Origin of the sequence: Cryobacterium zongtaii, from assembly GCF_002909375.1 — a bacterium.
Classification (GTDB): domain Bacteria; phylum Actinomycetota; class Actinomycetes; order Actinomycetales; family Microbacteriaceae; genus Cryobacterium; species Cryobacterium zongtaii.
In genome coordinates, this window is record NZ_PPXD01000023.1 from 16,243 (window position 1) to 42,118 (window position 25,876).

26 protein-coding genes and 1 tRNA gene are annotated in these 25,876 nt (G+C 68.9%); 13 read left to right on the plus strand and 14 right to left on the minus strand.

All coding sequences use genetic code 11. From position 1 onward, the window contains the following. Positions 1-6: 6 nt before the first annotated feature. Entirely contained in the window at positions 7-630 is a 624-nt protein-coding gene (locus C3B61_RS14335) for a superoxide dismutase (protein ID WP_103461297.1), read from the plus strand. 90 nt (positions 631-720) lie between these two features. Here C3B61_RS14335 and C3B61_RS14340 read toward each other — a convergent pair whose 3' ends face one another. The 6 genes from C3B61_RS14340 to C3B61_RS14365 form a co-directional block, all read right to left on the minus strand. Then, positions 721-3,288 (minus strand): ABC transporter permease, encoded by a 2,568-nt coding sequence (locus C3B61_RS14340; RefSeq protein WP_103461298.1) that lies wholly within the window; start codon positions 3,286-3,288, stop codon positions 721-723. Beyond that, positions 3,285-4,106, minus strand: coding sequence for an ABC transporter ATP-binding protein (locus C3B61_RS14345; RefSeq protein ID WP_103461299.1), 822 nt, complete (start codon positions 4,104-4,106; stop codon positions 3,285-3,287). Before C3B61_RS14345 ends, C3B61_RS14340 begins: the two co-directional genes overlap by 4 nt. Before the next feature lie 128 nt (positions 4,107-4,234). Beyond that, the gene (locus C3B61_RS14350; RefSeq protein WP_103461350.1) at positions 4,235-4,774 is read right to left on the minus strand and encodes a pyridoxamine 5'-phosphate oxidase family protein; all 540 of its coding nucleotides are present in this window, start codon (positions 4,772-4,774) and stop codon (positions 4,235-4,237) included. 70 nt (positions 4,775-4,844) lie between these two features. Continuing rightward, positions 4,845-6,065: an N-acetylglucosamine-6-phosphate deacetylase gene (gene nagA, locus C3B61_RS14355; RefSeq protein WP_103461300.1), complete on the minus strand. Its 1,221-nt coding sequence runs from the start codon at positions 6,063-6,065 to the stop codon at positions 4,845-4,847. 36 nt (positions 6,066-6,101) lie between these two features. Then, positions 6,102-6,575, minus strand: coding sequence for a PTS sugar transporter subunit IIA (locus tag C3B61_RS14360; RefSeq protein ID WP_103461301.1), 474 nt, complete (start codon positions 6,573-6,575; stop codon positions 6,102-6,104). Beyond that, positions 6,572-6,805, minus strand: coding sequence for a PTS sugar transporter subunit IIB (locus tag C3B61_RS14365; protein WP_103430187.1), 234 nt, complete (start codon positions 6,803-6,805; stop codon positions 6,572-6,574). Before C3B61_RS14365 ends, C3B61_RS14360 begins: the two co-directional genes overlap by 4 nt. A 237-nt stretch (positions 6,806-7,042) precedes the next feature. Between C3B61_RS14365 and C3B61_RS14370 the strand changes: the two genes are divergently transcribed. The 3 genes from C3B61_RS14370 (at position 7,043) to C3B61_RS14380 (ending at position 10,044) form a co-directional block, all read left to right on the plus strand. Continuing rightward, positions 7,043-7,786, plus strand: a complete 744-nt coding sequence (locus C3B61_RS14370) for a GntR family transcriptional regulator (RefSeq protein WP_103461302.1) — start codon at positions 7,043-7,045, stop codon at positions 7,784-7,786. A 134-nt stretch (positions 7,787-7,920) separates the two neighbouring features. After that, positions 7,921-9,162, plus strand: coding sequence for a PTS transporter subunit EIIC (locus C3B61_RS14375; protein ID WP_103461303.1), 1,242 nt, complete (start codon positions 7,921-7,923; stop codon positions 9,160-9,162). A 96-nt stretch (positions 9,163-9,258) separates the two neighbouring features. Continuing rightward, on the plus strand, positions 9,259-10,044 hold the full coding sequence (locus C3B61_RS14380; RefSeq protein ID WP_103461304.1) for a glucosamine-6-phosphate deaminase: 786 nt from the start codon (positions 9,259-9,261) through the stop codon (positions 10,042-10,044). Here C3B61_RS14380 and C3B61_RS14385 read toward each other — a convergent pair. Further along, positions 10,041-10,685: a LysE family transporter gene (locus C3B61_RS14385; protein WP_103461305.1), complete on the minus strand. Its 645-nt coding sequence runs from the start codon at positions 10,683-10,685 to the stop codon at positions 10,041-10,043. The genes C3B61_RS14380 and C3B61_RS14385 overlap by 4 nt on opposite strands. A gap of 68 nt (positions 10,686-10,753) precedes the next feature. Here C3B61_RS14385 and C3B61_RS14390 point away from each other — a divergent pair, with 68 nt between their 5' ends. The 5 genes from C3B61_RS14390 (at position 10,754) to C3B61_RS14410 (ending at position 13,042) form a co-directional block, all read left to right on the plus strand. After that, complete coding sequence (locus C3B61_RS14390) at positions 10,754-11,194, plus strand: Lrp/AsnC family transcriptional regulator (protein WP_103461306.1); 441 nt, start codon at positions 10,754-10,756, stop codon at positions 11,192-11,194. Between the two features lie 35 nt (positions 11,195-11,229). Beyond that, positions 11,230-11,979, plus strand: coding sequence for an AzlC family ABC transporter permease (locus C3B61_RS14395; RefSeq protein ID WP_103461307.1), 750 nt, complete (start codon positions 11,230-11,232; stop codon positions 11,977-11,979). Beyond that, entirely contained in the window at positions 11,976-12,287 is a 312-nt protein-coding gene (locus tag C3B61_RS14400; RefSeq protein ID WP_103461308.1) for an AzlD domain-containing protein, read from the plus strand. Before C3B61_RS14395 ends, C3B61_RS14400 begins: the two co-directional genes overlap by 4 nt. A 237-nt stretch (positions 12,288-12,524) precedes the next feature. Continuing rightward, positions 12,525-12,734: an RNA polymerase sigma factor gene (locus tag C3B61_RS14405; RefSeq protein ID WP_088457294.1), complete on the plus strand. Its 210-nt coding sequence runs from the start codon at positions 12,525-12,527 to the stop codon at positions 12,732-12,734. A 53-nt stretch (positions 12,735-12,787) separates the two neighbouring features. Then, positions 12,788-13,042 (plus strand): zinc-ribbon domain-containing protein, encoded by a 255-nt coding sequence (locus tag C3B61_RS14410; RefSeq protein ID WP_088457295.1) that lies wholly within the window; start codon positions 12,788-12,790, stop codon positions 13,040-13,042. A 109-nt stretch (positions 13,043-13,151) separates the two neighbouring features. On the opposite strand, the gene C3B61_RS14415 is transcribed toward C3B61_RS14410, so the two are convergent. Continuing rightward, positions 13,152-14,000, minus strand: a complete 849-nt coding sequence (locus tag C3B61_RS14415; RefSeq protein WP_165791182.1) for a methyltransferase domain-containing protein — start codon at positions 13,998-14,000, stop codon at positions 13,152-13,154. A 175-nt stretch (positions 14,001-14,175) separates the two neighbouring features. On the opposite strand from C3B61_RS14415, the gene C3B61_RS14420 reads away from it, so the two are divergent. Together C3B61_RS14420 and C3B61_RS14425 are read left to right on the plus strand one after the other, a co-directional pair. Then, positions 14,176-14,706: a TetR/AcrR family transcriptional regulator gene (locus C3B61_RS14420; protein ID WP_103461351.1), complete on the plus strand. Its 531-nt coding sequence runs from the start codon at positions 14,176-14,178 to the stop codon at positions 14,704-14,706. Next, positions 14,703-15,371 (plus strand): GAP family protein, encoded by a 669-nt coding sequence (locus C3B61_RS14425; protein WP_165791183.1) that lies wholly within the window; start codon positions 14,703-14,705, stop codon positions 15,369-15,371. The genes C3B61_RS14420 and C3B61_RS14425 overlap by 4 nt, the downstream gene beginning before the upstream one ends. Before the next feature lie 131 nt (positions 15,372-15,502). Here the strand turns inward: C3B61_RS14425 and C3B61_RS14430 are convergent, their stop codons facing one another. Together C3B61_RS14430 and C3B61_RS14435 are read right to left on the minus strand one after the other, a co-directional pair. Then, complete coding sequence (locus tag C3B61_RS14430) at positions 15,503-15,964, minus strand: SRPBCC domain-containing protein (RefSeq protein ID WP_165791184.1); 462 nt, start codon at positions 15,962-15,964, stop codon at positions 15,503-15,505. Between the two features lie 222 nt (positions 15,965-16,186). Next, positions 16,187-16,276 (minus strand) — tRNA-Ser (locus tag C3B61_RS14435). Positions 16,277-16,352: 76 nt separating this feature from the next. Between C3B61_RS14435 and C3B61_RS14440 the strand changes: the two genes are divergently transcribed. Both C3B61_RS14440 and radA read left to right on the plus strand, forming a co-directional pair. Then, complete coding sequence (locus C3B61_RS14440; protein ID WP_088457298.1) at positions 16,353-17,135, plus strand: SGNH/GDSL hydrolase family protein; 783 nt, start codon at positions 16,353-16,355, stop codon at positions 17,133-17,135. A 32-nt stretch (positions 17,136-17,167) separates the two neighbouring features. Then, the gene (radA, locus tag C3B61_RS14445; RefSeq protein ID WP_103461312.1) at positions 17,168-18,532 is read left to right on the plus strand and encodes a DNA repair protein RadA; all 1,365 of its coding nucleotides are present in this window, start codon (positions 17,168-17,170) and stop codon (positions 18,530-18,532) included. Between the two features lie 9 nt (positions 18,533-18,541). Here the strand turns inward: radA and C3B61_RS14450 are convergent, their stop codons facing one another. From C3B61_RS14450 to C3B61_RS14465, 4 genes are all read right to left on the minus strand, one after another. Beyond that, complete coding sequence (locus C3B61_RS14450; protein ID WP_425266423.1) at positions 18,542-18,943, minus strand: SseB family protein; 402 nt, start codon at positions 18,941-18,943, stop codon at positions 18,542-18,544. A 77-nt stretch (positions 18,944-19,020) separates the two neighbouring features. Beyond that, positions 19,021-19,653: a DUF4232 domain-containing protein gene (locus C3B61_RS14455; protein WP_103461314.1), complete on the minus strand. Its 633-nt coding sequence runs from the start codon at positions 19,651-19,653 to the stop codon at positions 19,021-19,023. 53 nt (positions 19,654-19,706) lie between these two features. Then, on the minus strand, positions 19,707-22,220 hold the full coding sequence (locus C3B61_RS14460; RefSeq protein WP_103461315.1) for a bifunctional metallophosphatase/5'-nucleotidase: 2,514 nt from the start codon (positions 22,218-22,220) through the stop codon (positions 19,707-19,709). 245 nt (positions 22,221-22,465) lie between these two features. Continuing rightward, on the minus strand, positions 22,466-25,615 hold the full coding sequence (locus tag C3B61_RS14465; RefSeq protein ID WP_103461316.1) for an ExeM/NucH family extracellular endonuclease: 3,150 nt from the start codon (positions 25,613-25,615) through the stop codon (positions 22,466-22,468). Positions 25,616-25,876: the final 261 nt, after the last annotated feature.

Genomic DNA, 25,876 nt, shown 5'->3' on the forward strand with positions numbered 1-25,876 from the left:
AAACAAATGACCGCATATACGCTTCCCACGCTGACCTATGACTATGCCGCCCTCGAGCCCGCCATCAGCGGGCGCATTATGGAGCTCCACCACAGCAAGCACCACCAGGCCTATGTGACCGGCGCCAACGCCGCACTCGACCAGCTCGCTGAGGCCCGCGAATCAGGCAACCTCACCTTCGTCAACAAGCTTCAGAAGGACCTTTCCTTCAACCTCGGCGGCCACGTCAACCACTCCATCTTCTGGACCAACATGTCCCCGAACGGTGGCGACAAGCCCACCGGCGAGCTCGCTGCCGCGATCGACGACACCTTCGGTTCGTTCGAGAAGTTCCAGGCTCACTTCACCGCCGTGGCCATGGGCGTTCAGGGCTCCGGCTGGTCGATCCTCGCCTGGGACACCCTGGGTCAGCAGCCCATCATCGTGCAGCTCTATGACCAGCAGGGCAACCTGCCCGCCGGCATCGTCCCGCTGCTCATGCTCGACGTCTGGGAGCACGCCTACTACCTCGACTACCAGAACGTGCGCGCCGACTACGTCAAGGCGTTCTGGACCGTCACCGACTGGGAGAACGTCTCCGCCCGCTTCACCAAGGCGCGCGACACCACCTCGGGCTTGATCACGCTGTAACCCCGGCGCCCCTCTGGCGAGCCGTGAGCAAAGCCCCGAAAACCTGAGATTTTTGGGGCTTAGCTCACGGCTCGCCTGCGTCTGACGCGGTCAGTCCGCCGACACGGCCTGCAGCACGGGCAACCGCGCCGCGTGGATCGCCGGCCAGAGCGCGGCCAGCACGCCGACCAGGGCGGCAACCCCGAGCATCGACGCGAGCTGGCCCCAGGGGATGGCGAGCTCGGTGAGCCCGATCCCGGTGAACACCGCGGGCATCAGCGACGCAATGCCCACCCCGACGGCCATGCCCAGGACGGTGCCGAACAGGGCCGTGAGGATCGATTCGATGGTGATGATCCCGGCCAATTGCATCCGCCCCAGCCCCACCGCGCGCATGAGCCCGATCTCCCGGGTGCGCTCGATCACCGACAGCGCCAGGGTGTTCACGATGCCGAGGATCGCGATGATGATCGACAGCGCCAGCATCGCGTAGAGGATGCCGAGGATCTGGTCGACCTGCCCGGCCAGCTGGCCGGCGAACTCCTCCTTGTCGAGCACCGAGAGTACGACGTAAGGCGCGGCCGCCCCGGTCAGGTCGTCGCGCACCTCCGCCGGCGTGGCGGACGCGGCCGAGGTGATCAGCAACGAATCGATCGCGATCTGCGACGACGGCACGATGCGTTCGAAGGCGTCGTCGGGCATGATGATCGGGGCGCCGATCACGGCGGTGTCGACAATGGCGCCGATCGGAGCGGATGCCTCGCCGGCCGCCGTCGTGAAGGTCACGTCGTCGCCCACCGTCCACCCGCGGTCGTCGGCCACGCTGCGCTGAACGGCAAGCTGCCCCGCCGCGAAGCCCGCCAGCGTGCCCTCGACGGCGTCGAAGTCGAGGGTGTGCCCGAGCGCGGCGGGCGGCAGCGCCACCACGATGATGGACCGCTCGGCGACGGTGCCACCAGCTGCGGGGGCCAGCATCGCCGGGCCGTAGCGCAGCTCGTCGACGGAGTCCACTGTGTCCAGGGCGCGCAGGTCGGCCACCACACCCGTCGGCACCACCCCTGCGGCAGACTGCACCGAGAAGTCCGCGATCCAGCCGTCGTCCACGATCGCTCGGGTCGAGACCGTCGCCGACGCGGCGAGCACCGAGGCCGCGCCCACCAGGGCCATGCCGATCATGAGCGCCCCCGCGGTGTTCGCGGTGCGGCGCGGGTTGCGGATCACGTTGCCGCGGGCCAGCCGGCCCAGCGGTTTGACCGCCACGACGAAGACCGCGGCCATAGCGCTCAGCGAATACCGGGCGATCACCGGGGCCAGGACCAGCACCCCGACCACCACACCGGCGGCACCGAGGCCCAGCAGTGCCGGACCGTCGGGGTCGGGCCTGGACCAGGCGGCGACCAGTCCGGCCAGGCCGGCGACGGTGAGAACGGATCCGACGATGGACCGCAGCCGAAGCGACCTGGACCTGGCGCCGCCGGCCTCGCGCATGGCCTCCACCGGAGGGGTGAGCGCCGCCCGGCGGGCCGGCAGCGCCGCCGCCGCGATGCTCACCAGGGTGCCCACCAGTAGCGAGATCACCACGGTGGCGGGGTCGAGCGGGATGCTGCCGGACAGGTTCATGCCGATCTGGGCGACCGCCATCCGCACGAGCGACACCAGGCCGAGGCCGGCGGCAATGCCGAGCGCGGAGCCGACCAGGCCCACCACCGCGGCCTGGATGAGGATGGAGGCGAACACCTGACCGGGCGAGGCGCCGACGGCGCGCAGGAGCGCGAACTCGCGCATCCGCTGCTGCACCGACATCGCGAAGGTATTGGAGATGATGAACGCGCCCACGAACAGGGAGATCCCGGCGAAAACCAGCATGAACGTCTGCACGAAGCCGAGCATGTCGTTGATGTCTGCCGTGGCCTCGGTGCGCATAGCGGTGCCGGTGACGGTCTCGACGCCGGCCGCATCGGCGGCGGCCAGGGCCGCGCCGACCCTCTCGACCAGGATCTGCTCGTCCACCCCGGTGTCCCCGTAGACGTCGACACTCGCCACCAGGCCTTCGGGCGCATAGGCGGCGTTGGAGGTGGCGACGTCGAGGAAGACGATGGTGGCGCCGGCCATCGGCGCCCCGAGCGACACCTCTCCCACGACCGACACGGCCTGGACCTCACCGGCGAGCACCACCGAGGTCTCATCGCCGACGGTCAGGCCCGACGACTCGAGGGTCGCCGATTCCAGCGCGATCTCCCCAGCGCCGACGGGTGAACGCCCGGCGACGATGTCGAGGGTGTCGTCGTCGGGGTGGAGAGCCATCCCGAAGGTGGGGGCCTGCGAGCTCACCACGGCCGTGCCGTCCGCGCCGACGAGCACGATGGGCCCGGAGACCGCGGGCAGGGCGTGCCGCACACCGTCGACGGTGTTGAGGGTCCGGGCGAGATCGGCCGGGATGGCCTCGCGCACGTCACCGGCCGAGCTGCCGGCCTGGGCGGCACTGGCGGCGGGCTCGCTGCCGCGCACGTAGACATCCGCTTGCATCGAGCTGGCCACGATGCCGGAGAAGGTGGAGCCCATCATGGTGCGAAGCGACAGGGTGCCCGCCACGAAGGCGACCCCGAGGGTCACCGCCAGCAGCGACAACAGAAAGCGCACCAGGTGGGCGCGGATGCCGCGCAACGCGACCCGGGTCATCGCCGGGCGCCGTCGTGCTCGTGCTCGGTCTCGGTCTCGTCGCCCATCGACCGCATGACGTCGAGCACCGACGCCTGGGTGGGGTCGGTGAGTTCCTGCACGAGTCGGCCGTCGGCGAGGAACAGGACCCGGTGGGCGTAGGCCGCCGCCCGGGCGTCGTGGGTCACCATCACGACCGTCTGACCGAGGTCGTCGACCGACCCGCGCAGGAACCGCAACAGGTCACCGGCTGATTTCGAGTCGAGGTTGCCGGTGGGCTCGTCGGCGAACACCACGGCCGGCCGGGCCACCAGGGCTCGGGCGCAGGCCACCCGCTGCTGCTGGCCGCCGGAAAGTTCGCTGGGTCGGTGGTGCAGGCGGTCCTCGAGCCCGACCGCCGCGACGATCGCGGCGAAATGCGCCCGGTCCACCGGGCGCCGGGCGATGTCCAGCGGCAGGGTGATGTTCTCGGCGGCGGTGAGGGTGGGAATCAGGTTGAACGACTGGAAGATAAAGCCGAGCCGGGTGCGGCGAAGCGCCGTCAGCTGCCGCTGCGACATGCGTCCCACGTTCATGTCGTCTACGATCACGGTGCCGGCGGTGACGGTGTCCAACCCCGCCATGCAGTGCATCAGCGACGACTTCCCCGACCCCGACGGGCCCATGATCGCGGTCAGTTCGCCCCGGGCGAAGTCCACGTCGATGCCGTCCAGGGCGCGCACCTCGGTCTCGCCGGTACCGTAGGTCTTGACCAGGCCCCTGGCGTACGCGATCACGGATGCCGGCGGTGCGGTGAGCGAGCGCGCCGGGTGGTTCGAGGTGAGCGTATGGGCGGTCATGTACGGTCCTTCACGGTCGGAGCGCGGGCGCGCTGGGGTCGATCCCCAGTGTTGCCCTCCGCACCGCGTGGCGGTATCGGGACAAACCCTGACTCGACCCTGAGCGGACCCTGAGCGCCGCCCGCGGGCTAGCCGGGAAGGTCGTAGCGGTGTCTGATGTGCCGGCGGTCGGCGCTGGCCTGCCAGAACTCGATCTCGGTGGGGCGCAGCGCGTAGAGCTGCCAGGCCGGGTTCGGTGCCGCATCGGCGGCCGGGCGTGCGGCCCAGTCCCGGGCGGATGCCTCGGCAGAGAGCTCGACGACCGGGCCGACCAGGCGCACCTGGCGGCCGAGCTGGGACCAGTAGAAGTTCATCGCCGCCTGCGGGTTGGCCGCCAGCTCGCGGCCCTTGCGGGAGGTGCGTGCGGTGGCGAACTGCCATCCGTCGTCGTCGAGGTCTTTGAGGATGAGCATCCGCGACGACGGCGCCCCGGCCCCGGAGCCGGCACTGGCCCCGACGGTGGCGAGGCTGAACGCGTGCGGCTGACGCACCCCGGCGGCGAGCGCCGCCTCGAACCAGCTGAGGAACAGCTCCACCGGGTCGGCCGGGGCGGTGGCCGGGTCGAATGCGGGCAGGTCGTCGGGGAAGTCGGGCAGGGCCCGCAGCCGCGCTCTCAAGGTGTCACTCACGTTCGCGAGCCTACCCATCCGCCCCTCGCGAACCGTGAGAAAAGCACCTGAAATCCGAGATTTCTGGGGCTTAACTCACAGTTCGCGAGACCCAGGAGCCCTCGAGGAGGGTCGCGTGCACGTGCAGGTCGACATCGAGCAGCACCAGGTCGGCGCGCAGGCCCGGCACGATCCGGCCGCGGTCGGTGAGGGCGAGCAGGTCGGCGGGGTTCTGGGTGGCTGCCCGGATGGCGACCGGCAGCGGCACCCCGGCGGTGAGCACCGCGTACCGCACCGCGTGGCTGATGGTGAGCACGCTGCCGGCGATGGTGCCGTCGACCAGCCGCGCCTCGCCGTTGACAACCCGAACATCCAGGGCCCCTAATTTGTAGTCGCCGTCCGCGGCGCCGGCCGCGGCCATCGCATCCGACACGAAAACCGTGCGGGCGGGACTCTCGGTGATCAGGCGCAGGACCGCCGGGTGCAGGTGCACCCCGTCGGCGACCAGCTCGGCGAACACCGTCGGGTCCTCGAGCAGCGCCAGGGCGGCGCCCGGCTGGCGGTGGTGCAGCGGCCGCATGGCGTTGAAGACATGGGTGCCCGCGGTGGCCCCGGCCGCGATCGCCGCCTGCGCGAGGTCGTAGTCCGCGTCGGTATGGCCGATGGCGGCCACGGCGCCGTGCTGCACAATGCTCGCCACGGCGGCCAGCCCGCCCTCCAGTTCCGGGGCGATGGTGACCATACGCACCGCGCCGCCGCCGGCCCCCATCAGCCGCTCGACACCCGCCGGGTCCGGCAGCAGCAACAGCTGCTCGGCATGCGCACCCCGGTGCGCGGGGCTCAACCAGGGGCCTTCCAGGTGGATGCCGGCCAGCAGGCCGTCGCGCACCAGCTCGGCGAGCGCTCGAACAAGGCGCTCCATCTCGTCGATGGGCGCGGTCACCAGGCTGGCCATCATGGTGGTGGTGCCGTGGTCCAGGTGGGTCCGCGTGATACGCCTGGCGACGGCGTGAGTGTCCGCATCGTTGAAGCTGACCCCACCGCCACCGTGGTTGTGGGCGTCGATGAAGCCCGGCGCGAGCACCCCGGCCGGCAGTGAGACATCCGCGGGCCGGGGTGGTTCGCCGGCTCCGCAGTCGACGATCAGGCCGCCCCGCACCTCGACCCAGCCGGGTGAGTACTCCCGGTCGGGCAGGACCACTGTGCCGGCAGCGAGAAGCAGCGGCGTCTCGGTGCCCGGTCCGGCGTCGCCCGGCAGCGCGGGCGCGTGCCCGGGCTCTGCGGTGTCGGGTCGGGAAATGAGCGGTGTCATGACGGGGTCTCCAGGGTTGTCGGTGGCGGCTGAGGGTCAGCCGCGGACGGTGAGGAAGGTGTCTCCGGCCTCGAGCTCCAGACCGGCTGCCACGGCGTCGGCCAGGGTGATGTTCTCCGCCTGGCGCTCCAGGATGATCACCGGAACGATCGGGTCGCGGCCGCCGGCCACGATGGCGGGGACGTCATAGCTGACGATCACGTCACCGGCGGTGACGGTGTCGCCCTGCTGGGCGCGCAGGGTGAACCCCGCGCCTTTCAGCTGCACGGTGTCGATACCGAGGTGCACGAGCACCCCGACACCCTCCGGTGCCACGATCACAAAGGCGTGCGGGAACACCTTGAGCAGCTTGCCGCTGATCGGCGCGATAGCGTCGACGACCTCGCGGGGAGGGTCGATCGCCCCGCCGGGCCCGACGATCGCTTGGGCGAAGGTGGGGTCGGGTACCAGGCCGAGCTCCACGGCGCGGCCGGGAACGGGCGCGAGCACGGTCAGGGAGGCGACGCTCACCTGAGGTCCTCGATGTCGTCGGCCAGGTTTTCGGCCTCGGGGCCGACGATGACCTGCACGATGGTTCCGGACCTGAACACGCCGTGCGCACCGGCGGCCTTGAGCGCGGGCTCGTTGACCAGCGTGGGGTCGGTCACTTCGGTGCGCAGCCGGGTGATGCACGCCTCGATGTCGACGACGTTGCCGGCGCCGCCGAGGCCGGCCAGGATCTGCTCTGCCTTGCTACTCATTAGTTACTCCTCGGAAATGTATACGGATCTGTGGGTTGGATCGGTCGACAAGAAGGCTCTCATCTACGAGACGCCTGTGCGGGCCGGCCCTTGACAAACAGACCGCCGCACCTCCATTATCAAGTAATTGGACCGTACCAGTACGGACCACAAAGCGGAAGTGGTCCGGTTGGTTGTCAGCTGGATCACAGAAAGCCCGCTCCCCGAAAACCAACGCCCTGGAAAGGTGATGAAGTCGTGACACACCTCGACGGCCCGGTCCTCGCTAACGGCGCCGTGCCCAAGCACGTGCAGTTGCGGGCCATCCTGCTCGAACGTGTCGAGACCACACTGGCACCCCATGCCGCGATCCCGCCCGAACGAAAGCTCATGACCAAATACGGCGTGAGCCGGTCAACGGTGCGGGAGGCGATCCGCCAACTGGTCGACGAGGGCGTGCTCTACCGCATCCAGGGAAAGGGCACCTTCGTCGCCGGCGAGCGCGTGCAGAGCGACCTGCACCTCGCCTCGTTCACCGAAGACATGCGTCGGCGCGGCCTGGTGCCCGCCACCGTCGTGATGGGGTCCAGGTTGATCGATGCACCCCTCGAGGTGCGTGCGGCGCTGGGCCTGAGGGCCGGCGCGCAGGTGCAGCAGGTCGAGCGTCTGCGGCTCGCCGGCGGCATCCCGATGGCCTTCGAACGCGGTTACTACCCGACCGGCCTGCTGCCCGACCTCGGGAGCCAGGACCTCACCCGTTCGCTCTACGCCACCTTCGCCACCGAGTACGGTCTGCGCATCGATCACGCCGAACAGACCGCGTGGGCCGAGACCGCGAATGCCGAACTCGCCGAACCACTCGGCATCGACGTGGGTGTTCCCCTTCTCGTCTTCCTCCGCACGTCATCGGCGGGGTCCACCCCCGTTGAACACGTCACCTCGTGGTATCGGGGCGACCGCTACCAGATCCACATGACCCTCGACCTCAACCACGAACTGTAAGTCAGCCTGCTCCGCCCCACCCGGGTGGCCTGCCGAGCTCATCGGCAGCGCCAGCATGCCTTCCCGCAGCCTCTGGCCGCACACCATTCACCAGTCCACAAGACACACCACGAGCACCAACACAGGAGGAATCCATGTCCAGCACCACCGTAGATGCCGGAACGGGACGAAAAATCCCGGGCCTCGCCCAACTCCAGCGCATCGGCCGCAGCCTTATGCTGCCGATCGCCGCCCTGCCGGCCGCCGGTCTGCTCCTGCGCCTGGGTCAACCCGACCTGCTGGGCGCCATCCCGGGCTTCGAGACCGGCGCGGCGGTCATCGCCGCCGCCGGCGGCGCGCTGTTCGACAACCTCCCCCTGCTCTTCGCGGTGGGTGTGGCCATCGGCTTCGCCAAGAAGGCGGATGGCTCTACCGCCCTGGCTGCCGTCGTGGGCTACCTCGTGTTCAGCAACGTCGGCAAGGCGATGTCTCCGCTCGTGATGGGCCTGCCCGACAAGGGTGCCGACCAGGTTCTGGTGAACTACAACGTGCTTGCCGGCGTGCTCATGGGCGTCGTCTCCGCCGTGCTGTGGCAGAAATACCACCGCATCAAACTGCCCAGCTATCTGGCCTTCTTCGGCGGACGCCGGTTCGTGCCGATCGTCACCGCCGTTGCGGCCCTGGTGCTCGGTGTTCTGCTCAGCTTCCTTTACCCGGCGTTCAGCAGCGGCCTCACCTCGTTCGGCGCGTTCGTCAGCTCCAACGACATCTGGGGCGGGTTCCTCTATGGAACAGCGAACCGCCTGCTCATCCCCGTCGGCCTGCACCACATCCTCAACTCGATGATGTGGTTCGTGATCGGCGACTACAACGGCGCCACCGGCGACCTGCACCGCTTCTTCGCCGGCGACCCCACCGCGGGTTCGTTCATGACCGGGTTCTTCCCCATCATGATGTTCGCCCTCCCCGCCGGCGCCCTGGCCATCTGGCACGAAGCCAAGAAGTCGCAGAAGAAGATCGTCGGTGGCATCATGCTCACCGGCGCCCTCACGGCGATGCTCACCGGCGTCACCGAGCCGCTGGAATTCTCGTTCATGTTCGTCGCCTTCCCGCTCTACGTCATCCACGCTGTGCTCACCGGCACCTCTCACGCCCTGGTGAACTTCCTCGAGATCCGGGACGGCTTCAGCTTCAGTGCCGGCGCCTTCGACTACATCCTCAACTTCGGCCTCGCCGAGAAGCCGCTGCTGCTCATCCCCATCGGATTGGCTTACGCGGCGCTGTACTACTTCCTGTTCCGGTTCGTCATCCGCCGCTGGAACCTGAAGACGCCGGGCCGCGGCGACGACGTCGTGGAGGAGGCCGCCCCCGACTCCACCTCGAAGGCCGCGGTCTAGCCTGACCGGCCGGTGTCTCGAGCCTCGCTCGCGGCACCGGTCGGCACCATCGTTTCTCGCACCATCCACCCTTCTCAATCGCATCTGGAGCATCCCTTGGCTGAAGTAGTCATCCTCGAATCCCCCATCGACGCCGGCATCCTGGCCGCCGCATCGATTCGGTCACTCATCAGTCAGAAAGCGGATGCCGTCCTCGGTCTCGCCACCGGCTCCACGCCGATGTCGCTGTACAGCGCCCTCGCCGACTCGCTCAGGTCCGATCCGCTGGACGTGTCCAAGGTGCGCGGTTTCGCGCTCGACGAATACGTGGGCCTGCCCAGCGGACACCCGGAGAGCTACCGGTCCGTCATCACCCGCGACGCGGTGCTGCCGCTCGGTCTCACCCCCGGCAATATCCGGGTGCCCAACGGCGACCTGGCCACCCTCGAGACCGCGGGCAGCGAGTACGAGGCCGCCATCCGCGCCGCCGGCGGCGTCGATGTGCAGATCCTCGGAATCGGCCGCACCGGCCACGTCGGCTTCAACGAGCCCGGCTCCTCATTCGCGTCGCTGACCCGGGTCAAGACCCTCACCGAGAAGACCCGGATCGACAACGCCAGGTTCTTCAGCTCCCCCCATGACGTTCCCGTCCACTGCATCACCCAGGGCCTGGGCACCATCCGCCGGGCCCGTCACCTGATCCTGCTGGCCTTCGGCGAGGAAAAGGCCGAGGCCATCGCCGCGGCGGTGGAGGGTCCGGTCACCTCGAGCAGCCCGGGCTCCGTCATCCAGTTGCACCCGCACGTCACCGTGCTCGTCGACGAGGCCGCGGCCTCGCGCCTGGCCAACCTCGACTACTACCGGTACACCTACGCGAACAAGCCGGCCTGGCAGGTCATCTAACCGGCCACCAGACCCGGCAGCGCGGCGACGACGGCGGCCGCACCGAGCACCATCACCAGGCCGTACCCGCAGGCGCTGAGCACGGACTGGCCCCGCACGCCGATCCGGCCGCCGGCGAAGGCCCCCACCGCGACCAGAACCAGTTGCCAGCCCAGGGAAGCCGCCACGGCGCCCGCCACGAACACGGCCGGCGCGCTGTCCAGGCCGAGGGACGGCGGCAACGCCGCGGTCAGTGCACCGAAGTACAGCAGCGTCGCCGGGTTGATCGCGGTGAGCCCGGCGAACGTCGCAAAGACCCGGCCCGGCGACGGCGGTCGCGGCGGCTTGTCGCGCGGCTGCGCCGCCGCGGGCCGGCGGCTCAGCCCAAGGGCTCCCAGCAGCAGGAGGATCAGCCCGGCGCCCACGGCCGGCGCCGCTCCCCAGGAGTCGAGAACCGGGGCGGCGACCGCACCGATCGCCAGTGCGGCGACGCAATAGAGTCCGTCCACCAACGCCACCGCCAGCGCGGCTATGGCCCCGGCACCGAAGCCGCCGGCCAGAGCCTCCCGCACCAGGAGCACGCCGATGGCGCCGAGCGGCACGGCCACTCCCCACCCGGCCAACAGCCCGCCGACAAACAGTGGCCCCAGCTCGATCTCCATGCCACGATCCTGCCCTGGCCGCCGACCCTGCCCCTAGATTTTCTCCGCGGCACGGCTACGATCGCGGCATGGACGATCTCGACGGCGAAATCATCGGCATTCTGCGCACCGACGGGCGCATTTCCTTCAGTGCCCTCGGCACCGCGGTGGGGTTGAGCACGAACGCGGCCGCCGCGCGGGTGCGGAAGCTCGAAGCCACCGGGGTCATCGTGGGGTATCGGGCTGTGCTGGCCGATGACGCGCCGCTGGGCCCGCTCGGGCTGGAGGCTTTCATCGACGTTCGGCTCCGCACCGACGCGGACTCCGATTCCTTCCTCCTCGCCGCTCTGGCCGAGCCCGAGGTGCGTGATGCCGCGCATGTGACCGGTCCGTACGACTACCTGCTGCACGTTTGGGTCAATGACACCACGCACCTGAACGAGCTGCTGCACCGCCTGAAGAAGCAGGCCGGGGCCGGTCAAACCCAGACTCGGCTCGCCCTGCGGCCACCAGCCACCGCCAGGGAATGACCCGGTCCGGGCGCCGCTTCGGCTAAAATCGGCCGGTGTCCACGTCCCTGCGCCAGTCCCCCGGAGCCCGGGTCGGCCTGTCCATCGCCGTGGCCACCGGCCTGTACGGCGTCTCGTTCGGCGCCCTGTCCGTCGCGTCCGGGCTGACCGTGTGGCAGACCCAGGCGCTGAGCCTGCTGCTGTTCTCCGGCGGCTCACAGTTCGCGTTCATCGGCGTCATCGCCGGCGGCGGCACGCCGGTGGCCGCCGCGAGCGCGGCGGCACTGCTGGGCATCCGCAACGCGGTGTACGGGATGCAGATCAACGTTCTGCTGCAGCCGCGCGGGTGGTGGCGCCTCGCGGCCGCGCAGGTGACCATCGACGAGTCCCTGGCCACCAGCACCGGTCAGACCGACCCTCTCGAGCAGCGACGCGGTTTTTGGGTGGCCGGGGTCGGCATCTTCGTGCTGTGGAACCTATTCACCCTGGTCGGCTCCCTGGCCGGCGACGCGCTCGGCGACCCCAAGCGGTGGGGCCTGGACGGCGCCGCTGTGGCCGCGTTCCTGGCCCTGCTCTGGCCGCGGCTGCGGTCGCGGGACGCCGGCGCGATCGCGGCGGCCTGTGCGCTCGCCACGATCCTTGCCATACCGTTTGTGCCACCTGGCGTGCCGATTCTGGTGGCAGCCGTGGTGGCCGCCGCGGTCGGCTGGTTCGGCTATCGGGCCGGACCCGACGGTGAGGGCCTGGAGCCCGATATCGACCCGTATCCCGACACCGTGCAGACCGACCGGACGGACCCCTCGTGACGCTGTGGTTCTGGATCGTCGTCGCCTGCGTCGTCGGGTTCCTCACCAAGCTCCTCGGCTATCTCGTGCCGAAGAAGTGGCTGGCGAATCCGCGGGTTGCCCGGATCGCAGGCACCCTCACCATCGGCCTGCTGGCCTCCCTCACCGTTGCCAACTCGGTGGCGACCGGGCAACAGCTGGTGCTCGACGCCAGGCTGGGGGCCCTGGTGGCCGCCGCCGTGGCCCTGTGGCTGAAGGCGCCGTTCCTCGTCGTGGTGATCGTGGGTGCGGCAGCGGCGGCCGGGCTCCGGCTGCTCGGCCTGCCGTAGTCCTGGGCGGGATCGGCCCCGCCCGTGTGCTAGTATAGGAAGTTGCGCGTCGATCCTTACCACGATCCGACCACTCCGCTGCCCCAATCCATGGCCGGAGTCACGCACCGCTCGAACGGGTACTACCCGCTCGGACGCACTCGACCGGGACTTACGGTCGATCACCTACGCTGTTCGAATTTCGGCGCACGCAATGCTGCGCGCCGCCTTCACACGTCATAACGAAAAGTACGATTCATGTTCACAACCACTCATACCCTCGACCACGCCACGGACGCCATCGACACCCTGTCGCCGGAACACCGCCAGGCGATTCACCTCGCCTACTACTCGGGCTTCAGCAACAATCAGGTCGCCGACCTGCTCGGCGTGAGCGTCGACGTCGCCGATTCCCGTCTGAGCGAGGGCCTCACGCACCTGCGTTCGGCCCTGCGCGTCGCCGCCTGACTACTACCGGGAGACGGGCAATCCTTCTCCTGACACCTCGGAAGGAACCGACAATGTTTCTCCTCTTCGGCATCAATGCCTCGCAGAAGGTCATCAACGTCGTCACGTTCGTCTGCGCATTCTGCGGGGAGCGAGCGCCGCAAAATGTCGTGAAGTCTGCGAACCGGTTCACGGTGTTTTTTCTGCCGCTGTTCTCGTTCTCCACCAAGTATTCCAACGAGTGCACGAACTGTGGCGGACAGACCCGCCTCAGCGCCGACCAGGCGCGACATTCACTGGACTGGGTGCAGTCCCGCATGTCTTCCTAGAGGCTGCGACAGGCGCTCCGGTCGCCTCGAGACCGGTGCGCCACCTCCTCGTCAACAGATGTCCGCACGGGCAACAGTTGTCGGCGGGCTTCGGCTGGTGCAGAGCCGGCTACGAGGTTGATCGCTTCTCGAACACCCACAGGCCGTTCGTGGCCGGGAACCACGGCCGGTCGCCGCTTGTGACTCTGAGGCAGGAGAGGGCGTCGACGTATCCCTGCTGGGTGACCGCCTCGCTGTGCACGAGATCGAAGCCCAGGTCCCCTGCGTATTGGCTGTACCCGCCCAGAGTGAAGAGCTGATAACGCTCCAGGGCTTCCCGCGGGAAGGTCTCGATGCCCCAGGTGAGCGTGAGCAGAAACTCGGCGACGGCATGCCGGGTGCCGGTCAGGCTCCGCCCGCGCAGGTGCAGTGCCCGCAACAACGGGTGCGGGCTGCGCCGCAGGTAGTCGTGGAACGCCTCGACGTCCTCGTCGGACAGTCCGTCCACGGTCGCCGGCTCCGTGGGCCGTTCCGGCATGACACCGTCGCGGATGATCAAGCGGCCCCGGCCGCGCAGGCTCTCGCGGCACCGGGTCACGGTGAGCGCCAGCGCGTCGTACCCGCGCAGGATTGGTTCGGTATTCGGCGACGTTCCGTAGGAGTAGACCTCATGCAGCAGGGCGCTCACGACGATCGTGTCGAACGGCTCGTCGAAGAGCTGCGGCACCTGCTCGGCGTAGCCGCGCCGCACCTCGTGCAGCATCCCGAGCGCAGTCAGCCTGGTGATGGCGTCCGGCGCGGCGTCCAGGGCGGATGTCCGGAAGCCGGCACCCGCGATCGCGGCGGTGAGCTCGCCACCGCCGGCTCCGACATCCAACACCAGGGGGCCACGCAGGTGCGGCAGCACCATCCGCGCCTTGTCACCGAGCGAGGAGCCCATCCGGTCGAAATAGCGAGGCTCCAGCGCAACTGTCGGCATGGGTAGGCGTGCTCCTCGCGGGCGGCGGTCGGGAAGGCTCAAGGCTAGCGAAAACGACGGGTCCTCGTCCGGCTCCGGTGCGTCCCGGGCCGGCTCGCCACCTGCCGGGCGAACGCGGAGTGGAATCGTCTGAGAAACCAACCGTCCGGACGGTCTTTTTTGGTACGATGTTCGCATGGATCGCAAAGCACTCATCCTCGGCGCCGCTCGACAGCTCACACTAGATCGCGGAGTCGTGCCCTCGCTGAACGAGACGGCGAGCAAGGCCGGCGTCTCGAAGGGTGGCCTCCTGCATCACTTCCCCTCCCGGGCGGCGCTTGTGCAAGGACTGGCTGTGGCTGCTCTTGAGGAAATCGACGCCATAATGGTCGCCGCATCGACGGAGGGCCGAGCGGCGGAAACGTGGTTGCGAATCTCGGTGCCGGCCGGGGAGGACGTGGCGTTGTTCCGGGCGTTGGCCATCGCGCACCGCGCGGTCGAGACGCCCGGCGACGACGTCGCGGCCGCATCGCGGGAGGCGATCGCACGGTGGGAGTCGATGATCCAGGACGACACGGGAGACGCGACTCGAGCGCGGATCATCCGTCTAGTCGGAGACGGACTCGCCGCGAACGTCGTCGCCGGCATCGAAACCGCCCCCACGGAGGCGGAGCTCGACGCCCTGATCGACGTCCTCGTGCGCCGTCCGGGGCAGGACAGTCGGTGACCGCGCCCCTTCTGCTCGCGATCGCCGGGCTCGCGGTGCTGGACTCGTTCAACCCGGCCACGATCGTCGCAGTGACTCTGATCCTCCTTGCCGCCCCCCGGCGCCCCGTGCTGACGGCGCTGGTGACGGTGCTCGGTGCAGCACTCACCGTGTTCGGCGCCGGCGCTGCTCTGTTCCTCGGCGCGGGCGCTGCTTCCGGAGCGGTCGACGGCATCGTACAGGGCATCCGATACGTCGCCTTCGCCGCCGCCGGCCTCGTGCTGATCCTCGCCGGCATCCGGCGGTTCCGCACCAGACCCCGCACCCCCATCGCACTGCCCGCTTGGTTCACGCCCTGGACGGCGCTTCCGTTCGGCGCGCTACTGACCGGCGCCGACCTGCCCAACGCGTTTCCGTACTTCATCGCGATCGAACGCCTCCTCAACGCCGGTGTCACTACCGGGGCAGGGCTGCTGATCCTCGCTGGCTACGCCGTGATCTACTGCCTCCCCTGCCTCGTGCTTCTCACCGTGGGCATCCTCTCCCACCGGCGGACGCACGCTTTGCTTTCCCGCATCACCACGCGCCTGGGCACCGGTGACGTCACGGCATCGCCGGTGATAGCAGTCGCGTTGATTCTGCTCGGCGGGGTGGTCGCCTCGCTGCCCTTCTGGGCGCTGCGCTGAACGTGGCGTCGATCCAGATCTCTTCGTTGATGACCTGGACGCCGTCTCGGTAGCTCTCGATAACGCAGAACGAATTTCAGCAGTGTCCGATCCGCGGCCGACTCATCGAGCGACTCCCCCGTGATCGTGAACTACTGGGCAACATCCTCGAGGAGGATCGCGAGCTCGGCGAGTTCGACGTCCCAGCCCTCTCGGTTCTGCTCGAGACGTTCGCGACGGTAGCGAGTACCGCCGGGGAGCGTATCGAAGCCCGATTCGATCACCGTGACATCCGTCCCGGTACCAGCATCGGCGATGGTGAAGCGCACGTGCGTCGAGTACTCGTCGAGCTTTTCGGCGGGGATTCCGGACCAACGGAAGCCGAACGAGTCGTCGGGCACCACCTCGGTGATTTCGATCGGGAAGCTGCCGTAGTCATCCCAGTCGATGCTGCCGGTAGCGCCGGGCTCGAGCGCGGCGAACACCACACCGTCTCCGAACCACTGGACCATCACCTCGGGGTCGGTCAGCGCCTTCCAGACGCGCGCGCGCGAAGCCTCGATGTGCACGGTGCGGGTCACGGTGTGGCCCTTGATTCTTGCGTGATCAGACAAGGTGTTTCCTTCACGTTCGAGCTGAGCGCGACGGGACATTGCCCGCCGAGCGGCGCGTGAACTAGTTCCGCAAACGCGCCTCATCGAGCGTACCCATGATTGCGAACCTGTTCACGGGCGAGAGAACCGCGCGAGCTCGATCAGTTGTGGGATTTCCGTGGGGTGTGACCGCGTCCGGGGACAAAAAAACCCCGTGATCACAAGGATCAACGGGGTTTTTCGTGGCGGTACCGGTGGGATTTGAACCCACGGTGGAGTCTCCCCCACACAACTTTTCGAGAGTTGCACCTTCGGCCGCTCGGACACGGTACCGAGAGCGATTGTAGTTGAGAGGAGGGGTCCGGCGCCAATCCGGGCAATTGTCAGAGGCCGGCGGTACTCTCGCGGGGTGACAAACGACAGTTCCACTCCCCGCACTCTTGCCCTCGCCGCCGGCGCCCTGGCCACCACCGCCGGCATCACAGCGGTGGCGGTCGCCAACTACAGGCGCTTCAAGCTGCACCTGGCCGCCAACGCCGCCGAGCTCAACGAGACCTTGCCGATCAATTCGCTCTGGTGGCGCACCCACGCCAAGGAGAAGGGCGACCTGCTTTACGTGGCCATCGGTGACAGTGCCGCGCAGGGCATCGGCGCCAGCGCGCCCAACCGTGGTTATGTCGGCATCCTGGCCGACCACATCCGTCTGGCCACAGGCCGCACCCTGCGGGTGATCAACCTCAGTGTCTCAGGGGCCACCGTGGAGCTGGCCGTGCGCGACCAGCTGCCGCGGTTCGCCAAGCTGCAGCCCGACTTCGTCACCGTCGCCATCGGCGCCAACGACATCGCCCAGTGGGATGCGGAACGCTTCGAATCCGGCATTCGCACAGTGTTCGCGGCCCTGCCGCCGCACGCGCTCGTGGCCGACCTGCCGTGCTTCCACCTGCCCCACAACGAACGCAAGGTGGCCGTGGCCAACCAGATCGTGCGCGACGTGGCCGCCGAGCACGGCCTCACCGTCGTGCCGCTGCACGCCACCACCAAACGACAGGGCTGGCGGAGCGTGCTGACGCAGGTGGCCAACGATATGTTCCACCCGAACGACCGCGGCTACCGCACCTGGGCGGAGGCCTTCCTGCCCCTGCTCAGCTCGGCCGTGGCCCGACGAGTCCCCCAGGAGGCCCTGACCGAGTGAGGCGTGTCTGCGGCCGCGGCTAGGCTCGCAGCATGGCTAAACCCGTCTCCAACTTCCGCTGCACCGAGTGTGGTTGGACCACCCTGAAATGGGCGGGCCGCTGCGGCGAATGCCAGCAATGGGGAACCGTGGTGGAAACCGCGGAGAAGACTGGCATCAGCCGGTCGGTCGCTCCCTCCGTTGTGAGCGGCACCGGCGTAGCCCGGCCGATCACCCACGTCGACACGACGGCGGTAGCGCACTGGCCCACCGGCATCAACGAGTTCGACAGGGTACTCGGCGGCGGCATCGTGCCCGGCTCGGTGATCCTGCTTAGCGGCGAGCCCGGGGTGGGCAAGTCCACCCTGCTGCTCGAGGTGGCGTCCAAGGCGGCCGTAGCCAAGTCCCGGGTGCTCTACGTCAGCGCCGAGGAGTCCGTGGCGCAGGTGCGCCTGCGCGCCGAACGCACCGGGGCACTGCAGCCGGAACTCTTCATCGCCGCCGAGACCGATCTGGCCACCATCCTCGGCCAGATCGACGCGGTCAAACCCGATTTGGTGATCATCGACTCCGTGCAGACGGTGTCCAGTTCCCTCAACGACGGCCAGGCCGGGCAGCCCGGCCAGGTGCGCGAGGTGGCGTCCACGCTCATCCGGCTCGCCAAGGACCGCAACCTGCCCGTGCTGCTGGTGGGGCACGTCACCAAGGACGGCACCATTGCCGGCCCGCGGCTGCTGGAACACCTGGTGGATGTGGTTTGTCAGTTCGAGGGCGACAGGCATACTGCGCTGCGGTTCGTGCGGGCCCTCAAGAACCGCTTCGGCTCCACCGACGAAGTGGGCTGTTTTGAAATGACCGGTGACGGCATCAGCGAGGTCGCTGACCCGAGCGGGCTGTTCCTCAGCCGCGGCACCGCCGCGGTCTCCGGCACCTGTGTGACCGTGGCGATGGAGGGACGTCGCGCCCTGCCGGTGGAGGTGCAGGCGCTCGTGATCGACACCGCCATGCCCAACCCGCGCCGGGTGACCAACGGCGTGGACGGCTCCCGCGTGGCGATGCTGCTGGCGGTGCTGGAGAAGCGGGCGGGCTATCCGCTCTCGAAAAAGGACGTGTACGTGTCCACGGTGGGCGGGGTACGGCTGGTGGAACCGGCCGCGGACCTGGCCATCGCGATCGCGGTCGCATCGGCGCTCAAGGACGAACCCATAGCGCACAACGTGGTGGCGTTTGGCGAGATCAGCCTGGCCGGTGAGATCCGTCCGGTGTCCGCGGCCAAACAGCGCGCCGCCGAGGCCGCCCGGATGGGCTTCAGCACCCGTATCGACGCGTCCAGCAGCACCGTGCAGACCGCGGTGAACCGGGCGCTGGGCACGGGTATCTCCCGGCGCGACGCCGAGCTGGACGACGCGTTCCGGTAGCGGGTCGGGTCAGTCCGTCGACGGCTCGATCGGTCCGAGTGCGCGCAGCAGGTCAGCCGGAGCCGCCTGCATCACGGCGGGGCCGGCCACGTCGAAGAAGACCATCTCCAGCGTCTGGCTGTGCACGGTGAGGAACTCCCGCAGCCACTGACCGTTGGCCACCATCACCTGCGGATCGACCTCGTCGGGGATCATCCGTGCGTAGTTCTCGCCGGAGGAGAAGAGCAGCAGGGTGCGCTTGTCGCTGCCCTCCCGACCGAACACCCGCACCTGCTCCGCGGAGCCCTTGACCACGAGCAACGGCGCGATCACTACATCGTTGCGGAGCGCGTACGCCACCGCCGCGACATCCTGCTTGGCCAGGGCGCTGGCCAGGGCATCCGATCGGGTATCTGAAGTCGCGTCTGTCACGTGCTCCATTCAATCATTCACGGCCGGAGCGGGGCCACTCGAGGCCTCAGCCCGGAGCGAACACCGCGGGCCGGCGGTCAGTTGAGCAGGAACTGGGTGGGGCCGGCCGATTCGACGCCGCCCACGCTCACAGAGAGGTAGTACGACGCGCCCTCGCCGGGCACGGGCTCCCGGTCGATGATCTCGCAGGTCTCCGGGCTGGAGCGGGTACGGTCCCAGGTGAGCGGCGTCTTGGTGCTCACCGCGACGCCTGGCTGCAGGGTGACCTCGGCGTCTGCCGGGTCGGACTGGCAGTCGGTGGAGGACCAGTACACGTCGGCGCCGCTGGTGATCGTGAACACCTGCGTGGCGGTGCCGGCGTTCAGGGTGCAGGGTGTGCTGCCGGTGTTGGTCACGCTCAGGGAGAGCTCAGGTTCGTCGCCCGCGTCGTAGGCGTCCTGGTCGGTGATCGCCTCGACCTGCACGGCCGCCGGGTCGCACGCCGCGCCGGCGGCGCCGGGGGCGGCCGGGTCGGCGGCAATTGCCGGATCGGCCGCGTTTCCGGTCGGCGTCGGCGCCGCCGTCGACGCCGGGTCACTGCCGCCGCCGGGGCGCACGACGATCAGGATGACGATCAGGATCACGGCGAGCACACCGAGGCCGACCACCAAACGACGGCGCCGGTAGACGGTGCTGGCCTGGGGGCCGACGGGATGCTTGATCGTCGACATGGTCCAAGGCTAGCGAGGTCTACCGGCGCCGCCGGTAATGCTCTGCGTGTCGGTTACGAATCCATCGAAACCCGGCGACGACTGACCAGAACAGCACCGAGCAGCAGCATCAGCGCGCCGCCGGCCAGCCACGGGCTCGCGTCCAGTCCGGTCTGGGCGAGTGTCGCGGCCGGGGTGACGCCGGCGACGGTGATCTCGGTCCAGCCGATCACGGCGCCCGCGGCATCCTGCACGATGATGCTGTGCGTCCCAGCGGCGAGACCGGCCGGCACCACCGCGGCGACGGTGCCCGCGGCGCTGACCTGCTGCCAGCCGCCCAGGTTGATCGGCGTGGAGCGAACCCAGACGGAGACGTACTGACCGGCGAACGCGGTTCCGACGCCGATGGTGAGCTTGTCACCGGCGGCCACCGTGGAGTCATTGACCGTGATCTTGTTCTGCAGGGCCTTGGTCAGAGCGGACTCCGCCGCGGCCGTCGGTGCGCTCGTGGGAGCGGACGATCCGGTCTGGGGAAGCTCGGTGGGGGCGGGGGTCGGAGCCGTCGTCGGAACCGGGGTCGGCTCGGGCGTCGGAACCGGGGTCGGCTCCGTCACCGGAACGGTGACGGCCAGGGGCACCCGCACCGTGGTGCCGGATTCCTTGGCCGTGAGGGTGATCTCACTGGCGGCCGCGGCGTCGGTGGGCACTGTGACGGTGACCGTTGCGGCGCCGGTGGCGTCGACGGATGCCGGAGCGAAGACCGTCTTGCTGCCAGCCCAGGTGACGGCGAGTTCGGTGTTCTTCGGGGCGCCTGTGGAGGTCAGGTTGAGCTGCGACACGGTGAAGCTCACGGTGTCACCGGGCTTGACCGCCGTGCTCGGCACCCCGGTCACGGAAGCCTGGTTGGCGGCGAACGACGGCGACAGCGGGCTGTTGGCCGTGATGTAGGACATCCAGGCGTCGCGGTCGACGAGGGCGGAGTCGGTGGTGCCGGTGCCCTCGGTGAAGACGCGGAAGTTGTCTCCACCGGTGAGCAGGAAGTTGAACGAGCCGATGGTGTAGCCGGCGGCCGGGTCGATGGGCTTCCCGTCGATCCAGATGCCGGTGATCCGGTCGCTCTCTGGACGGGTCGCGTCGAACGTGTAGTTCACGTTGTCGGAGAGACCCAGCTGCAGGTAGGGACGGCTGGGCACGGCGCCCTTGCTGTCGCGCTGCCACTGCTGTTCCAGGGCGATCTTGAACTGAGCTCCGGTGAGGGTGGTGGTCCACAGGTTGTTCGCGAACGGCAGAACGGCGTTTGCTTCCGAGACGCTCACGTCGGTGTCCGGTGTGGTCAGGAGGTCCTTGCGCAGTCCACCGGGGTTGACGACACCGATATCAGCGCCGCCCTTCTTCTCGTCGGACAAAGTCGCGAGCAGTGCGTTGGCCACCAAGGTGCCCATGGTCGACGGGGCGGCCCGGTCCTCGACAACGGGGGTCGCTCCGCCGATGGAGGCGCGGGTGATCGGCGCAGAGATGGTGCCGACACTCACGCTGCCTGTGACGGCCGCCTTGGCGATGGCCGCGTCGGTGATGTTCTTGACGGTGGCGACCCTGGGAAATGCGCTGACCAGAGCGGCGTCGGCGGCCGTGCTGCGCTTGACGTTCTGGTTAGTGACCGTGGTGGTGGCCCCAGTGACGGTGTCGTAGCTGAGCACAACTTGGCCGATGTTCTCACCATAGTTACCGGTCTGCAGCACCGGGCGGGTCACGCCCGTCGCGGCACCGGGGACCTGGGCGTTCCAGGCGTACAGCTTGTGGGTGTGGCCGGTGAAGATGGCGTCCACCGCCGCTGAGGTCTTCGTGACGATCTTGGCGAAGGCGCTGCCGGTGAGGGCCAGCTCCTGCTCGAGGGTGGCGTTCTCCACGGTGCCGGCACCGGCGCCCTCGTGGTACTCGGCGATGATGACGTCGGCCTCGCCGTTGGCGTCGTCGCCGTCGGTGAGCTGGCCGGCGACCCGGTTGACCGCGTCGACAGGGTCACCGAAGCTGACGGATGCGATGCCGTTGGGCGAGACCAGGGTGGGGGTTTCCTCGGTCACGGTACCGATCACGGCAACAGTGACGCCCTGCACCTCGCGGAGCGCGTACTCCTGGAGAGCGGGCGTCTGGGTGCCCACCTTGTAGACGTTGGCACCGAGGTAGTCGAAGTTGGCTTTCTCCGAGACCCGACCGGTGAGGTCGTCCATGCCCTGGTCGAATTCGTGGTTGCCGACCGCGGAGGCTGACAGCTCGAGGGCGTTCAGTACGTCCAGGGTCGGGGTGTCCTGCTGCGACGCCGACTCGTAGGGCGAGGCGCCGATGTTGTCTCCGTCGGAGAGGAACAGGGTGCTCTCGGGGTGCTGGGCGCGCAGGGTCTCCACGGTCCCGGCAAATTTCACGGTGTTGGCGTCGATTCGCCCGTGGAAGTCGTTGATGTTCAGCAGGTTCAGCTGCACCGGGAGCGGGGCCGCGACGGCCGGGACGGCAACGACGGGCGCGCCCACCAGGCACGCTCCGATCACTGCAGCGAAGGCCAGCCGGAGCGGGCGGGACGGGTTGAGCGACATTGTTCTCCTCGAAAGTGGTGCCGTGGGGTGACGGGGATGCAGATGAAGGGCCGGTGTGGCGCGCGTGAAAATCGGCGACAACAGCGGACGGACTGACTGTGGGGGCAGCCTAACGACGCCGGATGTCCGGCGGGTTACGGCGAGGCAACTTGCTCAGATGAGCACAGGAGGGCAGACGAGGCCAACTTCTGAGCGGTGGGGAGCGGGCGTCCCCCGGCTGGGGGACGCCCGCTTGCGCCGGCCGGTTAGGCGCTCGGCAGGGTGGAGCGGCGACGACGGGCGAGCAGCGCGCCGAGCAGCAGCAGGAGCAGGGCCCCGGCCAGCAGTGGGGCGCTCTCCACACCCGTGCTGGCGAGGGTGCCGGCCGCCCCAGAACCGGGGGCGACGATCGTGATCTCGGTCCAGCCGATGACCGCGCCCGCTGCATCCTGCAGGACGATGCGGTGCGTGCCAGCGGCCAGGTCCGTCGGCAGCGCCGTGGTCACGGTGCCCGCAGCGCTGACCTGCAGCCATCCACCCAGGTTGACCGGGGTGGAGCGCACCCAGGCCGACACGAAGTCACCGGTATACGCGGCACCGGCCGTGATGGTGATCGCCGAGCCGGCCGAGTAGCGCGACGCGTTGGTGCTGATCTTGTCGCGCAGGGCGGCGGTGAGGGCACTCTCCGGCGCCGCGGTCGGGGCAAGCGTCGGTGCGGTGGCTGCTGGGACCGTGGGCGTCGACGTGGGTTCGGTCGTCGGGACAGGGGTCGGCGCCGTCGTGGGAACCGGGGTGGGCTCGGTCGTGGGAACCGGGGTGGGCTCGGTCGTGGGAACCGGGGTGGGCTCGGTCGTCGGGACCGGGGTGGGCTCCGTCGGGCTGGCCAGGTTCAGGCCCAGGATCGCCGGGTCGTGGTCCGAGGACCTGAAGGCGTCTGCGACATAGAAGTCGGTCACGTTGTTGTTGTACCGGCTGTACTCCAGCGCCACGGATTCGACCGAGTTGATGTTCCAGACGTCCACGTCGGTCACGACGGCATCCGCTTCGGGGGAAGCGAAGACGTGGTCGAGCGAACCGACCGACCCACCGAACGCGTAGGTGTACTCGCCGCTCTTGGCTTCCTGGTTCAGGTAACCGGCGTCGGTGATCACCTTGATCGGGTCTTCCTGGTCGTAGGCGTTGAAGTCACCGGTGAGGAACACCCTGTCGATGCCGGACTGAGCCGACATCGTGTCGGCGAACGCGACAAGCGCGGTCGCCTGGTTGACGCGGGAGGCGTTCGAGGCGCCCTGACCGTCGCCCATGTCGGCGTCCACGCCGGTGCCCGACCCCTTGGACTTGAAGTGGTTGACGATCGTGAGGAAGCGGCTGTCGGTATCGCCGACCAGCTGGAAGGCCTGGGCGAGCGGCTGGCGGGCGTTGCTGAACGCTGCGGATCCGGTGAGGATCGTGGATCCGCCCACGGTTTCAACAACTGCCTTCTGGTAGATGAAGGCGGTGCGGATGACGTCTTCGTTGGCCGGCAGCGCGGCCGGGGACGGCACGAACGCCCAGGCATCCTGGCCGAGGTCGGCGTTCAACGCGGCGACCAGGGTGGCCAGGGCGGTGTCCCGGTTGGCGCCGAAGACAGCCGAGTTCTCGATTTCCTCGAGTGAGATGACCTGCGCGTCGAGGGCGTTGATGGCCGCGACAATCTTGGCCTGCTGGCGCAGGAAGTTCGCCTGGTCCGCCGCGCCGCGGGCGTCGCATCCGCCGCTGACGGTGATCTTGGCGCCGGCACGGTCGGTGTAGTACTGGCACCCGGTGAGGGTGTCCCCGGTGGTGGAGAAGTAGTTCAGCACGTTGAAGGTGCCCAGGCGGATGTCGCCGCCCACCTTCTCCGGCGCCGAGCTGCGGGTGTTCTCGAAGGTGGCCGGCTGCACGATGGCGGCGTTGGCGGGCACCAAGGCTGTTGTCGGCTGCAGCTTCCAGGCGCTGTTGCGATAGTCCAGGATCGTCGGCTTGGTGAAGGTGACCGCGGCGCCGATGCGTACCGGGGCGGTTGTGGAGAGGTACGGAACCGGCAGGCCCTTGTTGGACGAGCTGAGGTAGTTGGTGCTCGCGCCGTCGTCGAGGGTGACTGCCCGCGCCGCGTTGGCAGCGATGGCGGCCGTGTAACCGGCACTGCCGGGGCGGTCGGTGACGGTGGGGTTGACCAGGGGCGTCGTGCCGGCGGCGAGGCCGATTTCGGCGTACTGGTTAGTGGTGTAGTTGTTCGTCACCGTGAACGCACCGGCGGGGGCGACGAGCATGCCCTCCAGGCGTTCGCGGTCTGCGTCAGCGGCCGGGAGCCGGAGTTCGGCAGCGACCGGGGCGGTGATGCCGGCGCCGTCGAGCCGGGTGATGTCGCCGAGAGCGTTGATGGTCAGCTGGGTGAGTCCGTAGTACTCGCTGACGGCGCCCGTGACGCTCACGTAGTCGCCGACAACAACGTCGACGCCGAGGGTCTTGGTGTAGACGAAGATGCCGTGCGAGGCGGGATTGTTGGCACCATCGGTGCCGGGGGTCTGCAGGTAGAAGCCGGCGAAGCCGCCGGTGGGGTAGGCGGCGGTGACGACGCCGACGGTCTTCACGGTGCTGCCGGCCAGCGGGCTGGCATCCGCGGTGCCCTGGATGGCGCTGATCGCGGTGGTGTCGGTGGGCGGGGCCGTCGTCGGGGTCGGGGTGGGCGTGACGACGGGCGGGTCGGTCGGGGCCGGTGTGGGTGTTCCGCCGGTCGGGCCGGCCGAATTGGTGGGGGTGATCGTGGCCGACAGGGTGATGTCTGCGGCGTTGTTGTCGGTGTCGGCGGCGGCGCTGCGGTTGAGCGACTTGACGTCGGTGTTGGAGCTCGGCGCCGGCGCGACGGCGCCTTCGAAGGTGAGGGAGGCGCCGTAGCCGACCAGGTCGATCACGTTCGGGTTACCGGCGGCGTTGCCGGACTCGAGGCTGAGCGGCGTGGTGGAGTTGGCGAGGATCAGGGTGCCGGTGGTGCCGCTGGGGTTGAGGGTGGAGACCTGGTCGGGGGTGGGTAGGGCCGCACCGTTCGCGCCGTTCGCATTCGACCCGCCGGAGACGAGATAGTACCCCTTGGCCGGGATCGTTCCGGTCAGAGCGACGGCCGCCGGGCTGTCGGTGACGACGCCGGTGGCCTTGCGGTACTGCAGCGACCAGGCGGAGAGGTCGATGGCGGTGTTGGTGGGGTTGTACAGCTCGACGAACTTGGCCGAGAACGCCGCGCCGGCGCTGCCGCCGCTGAGGTAGGCCTCGTTGATGACGACGCCGGTGCCGGCGGTGTTGGCCTGGGCGGGGAACGCTACGACCGGGGCGACGGCGAGGCACGCTCCGATCAGCGAAGCGAGGGCCAGCCGAAGCGGGCGGGGCGGGGCGAGCGACATGGAGTCTCCTGGGTGGGTGCGATGAACGGTCTGGCGGAACAGAGAGCAGGGCAGGGCAGGGCGCAGGGCAAGGCGCGGTGGAGCTCGGGTTTCTGGCACGCCGAACGAGCCGGTGGGCGCGCTACGAACCCCGCAGGGCGGGCGGCGCACAAACCGTGCGGGTCGGCCGGAGTGCTTCGGGGGGCAGCCTAACGACCGACTATGTCCGGTTGGTTACGGCGCAGACAACATGCTCAGATGAGCAGAGAAATGCCGACGGCG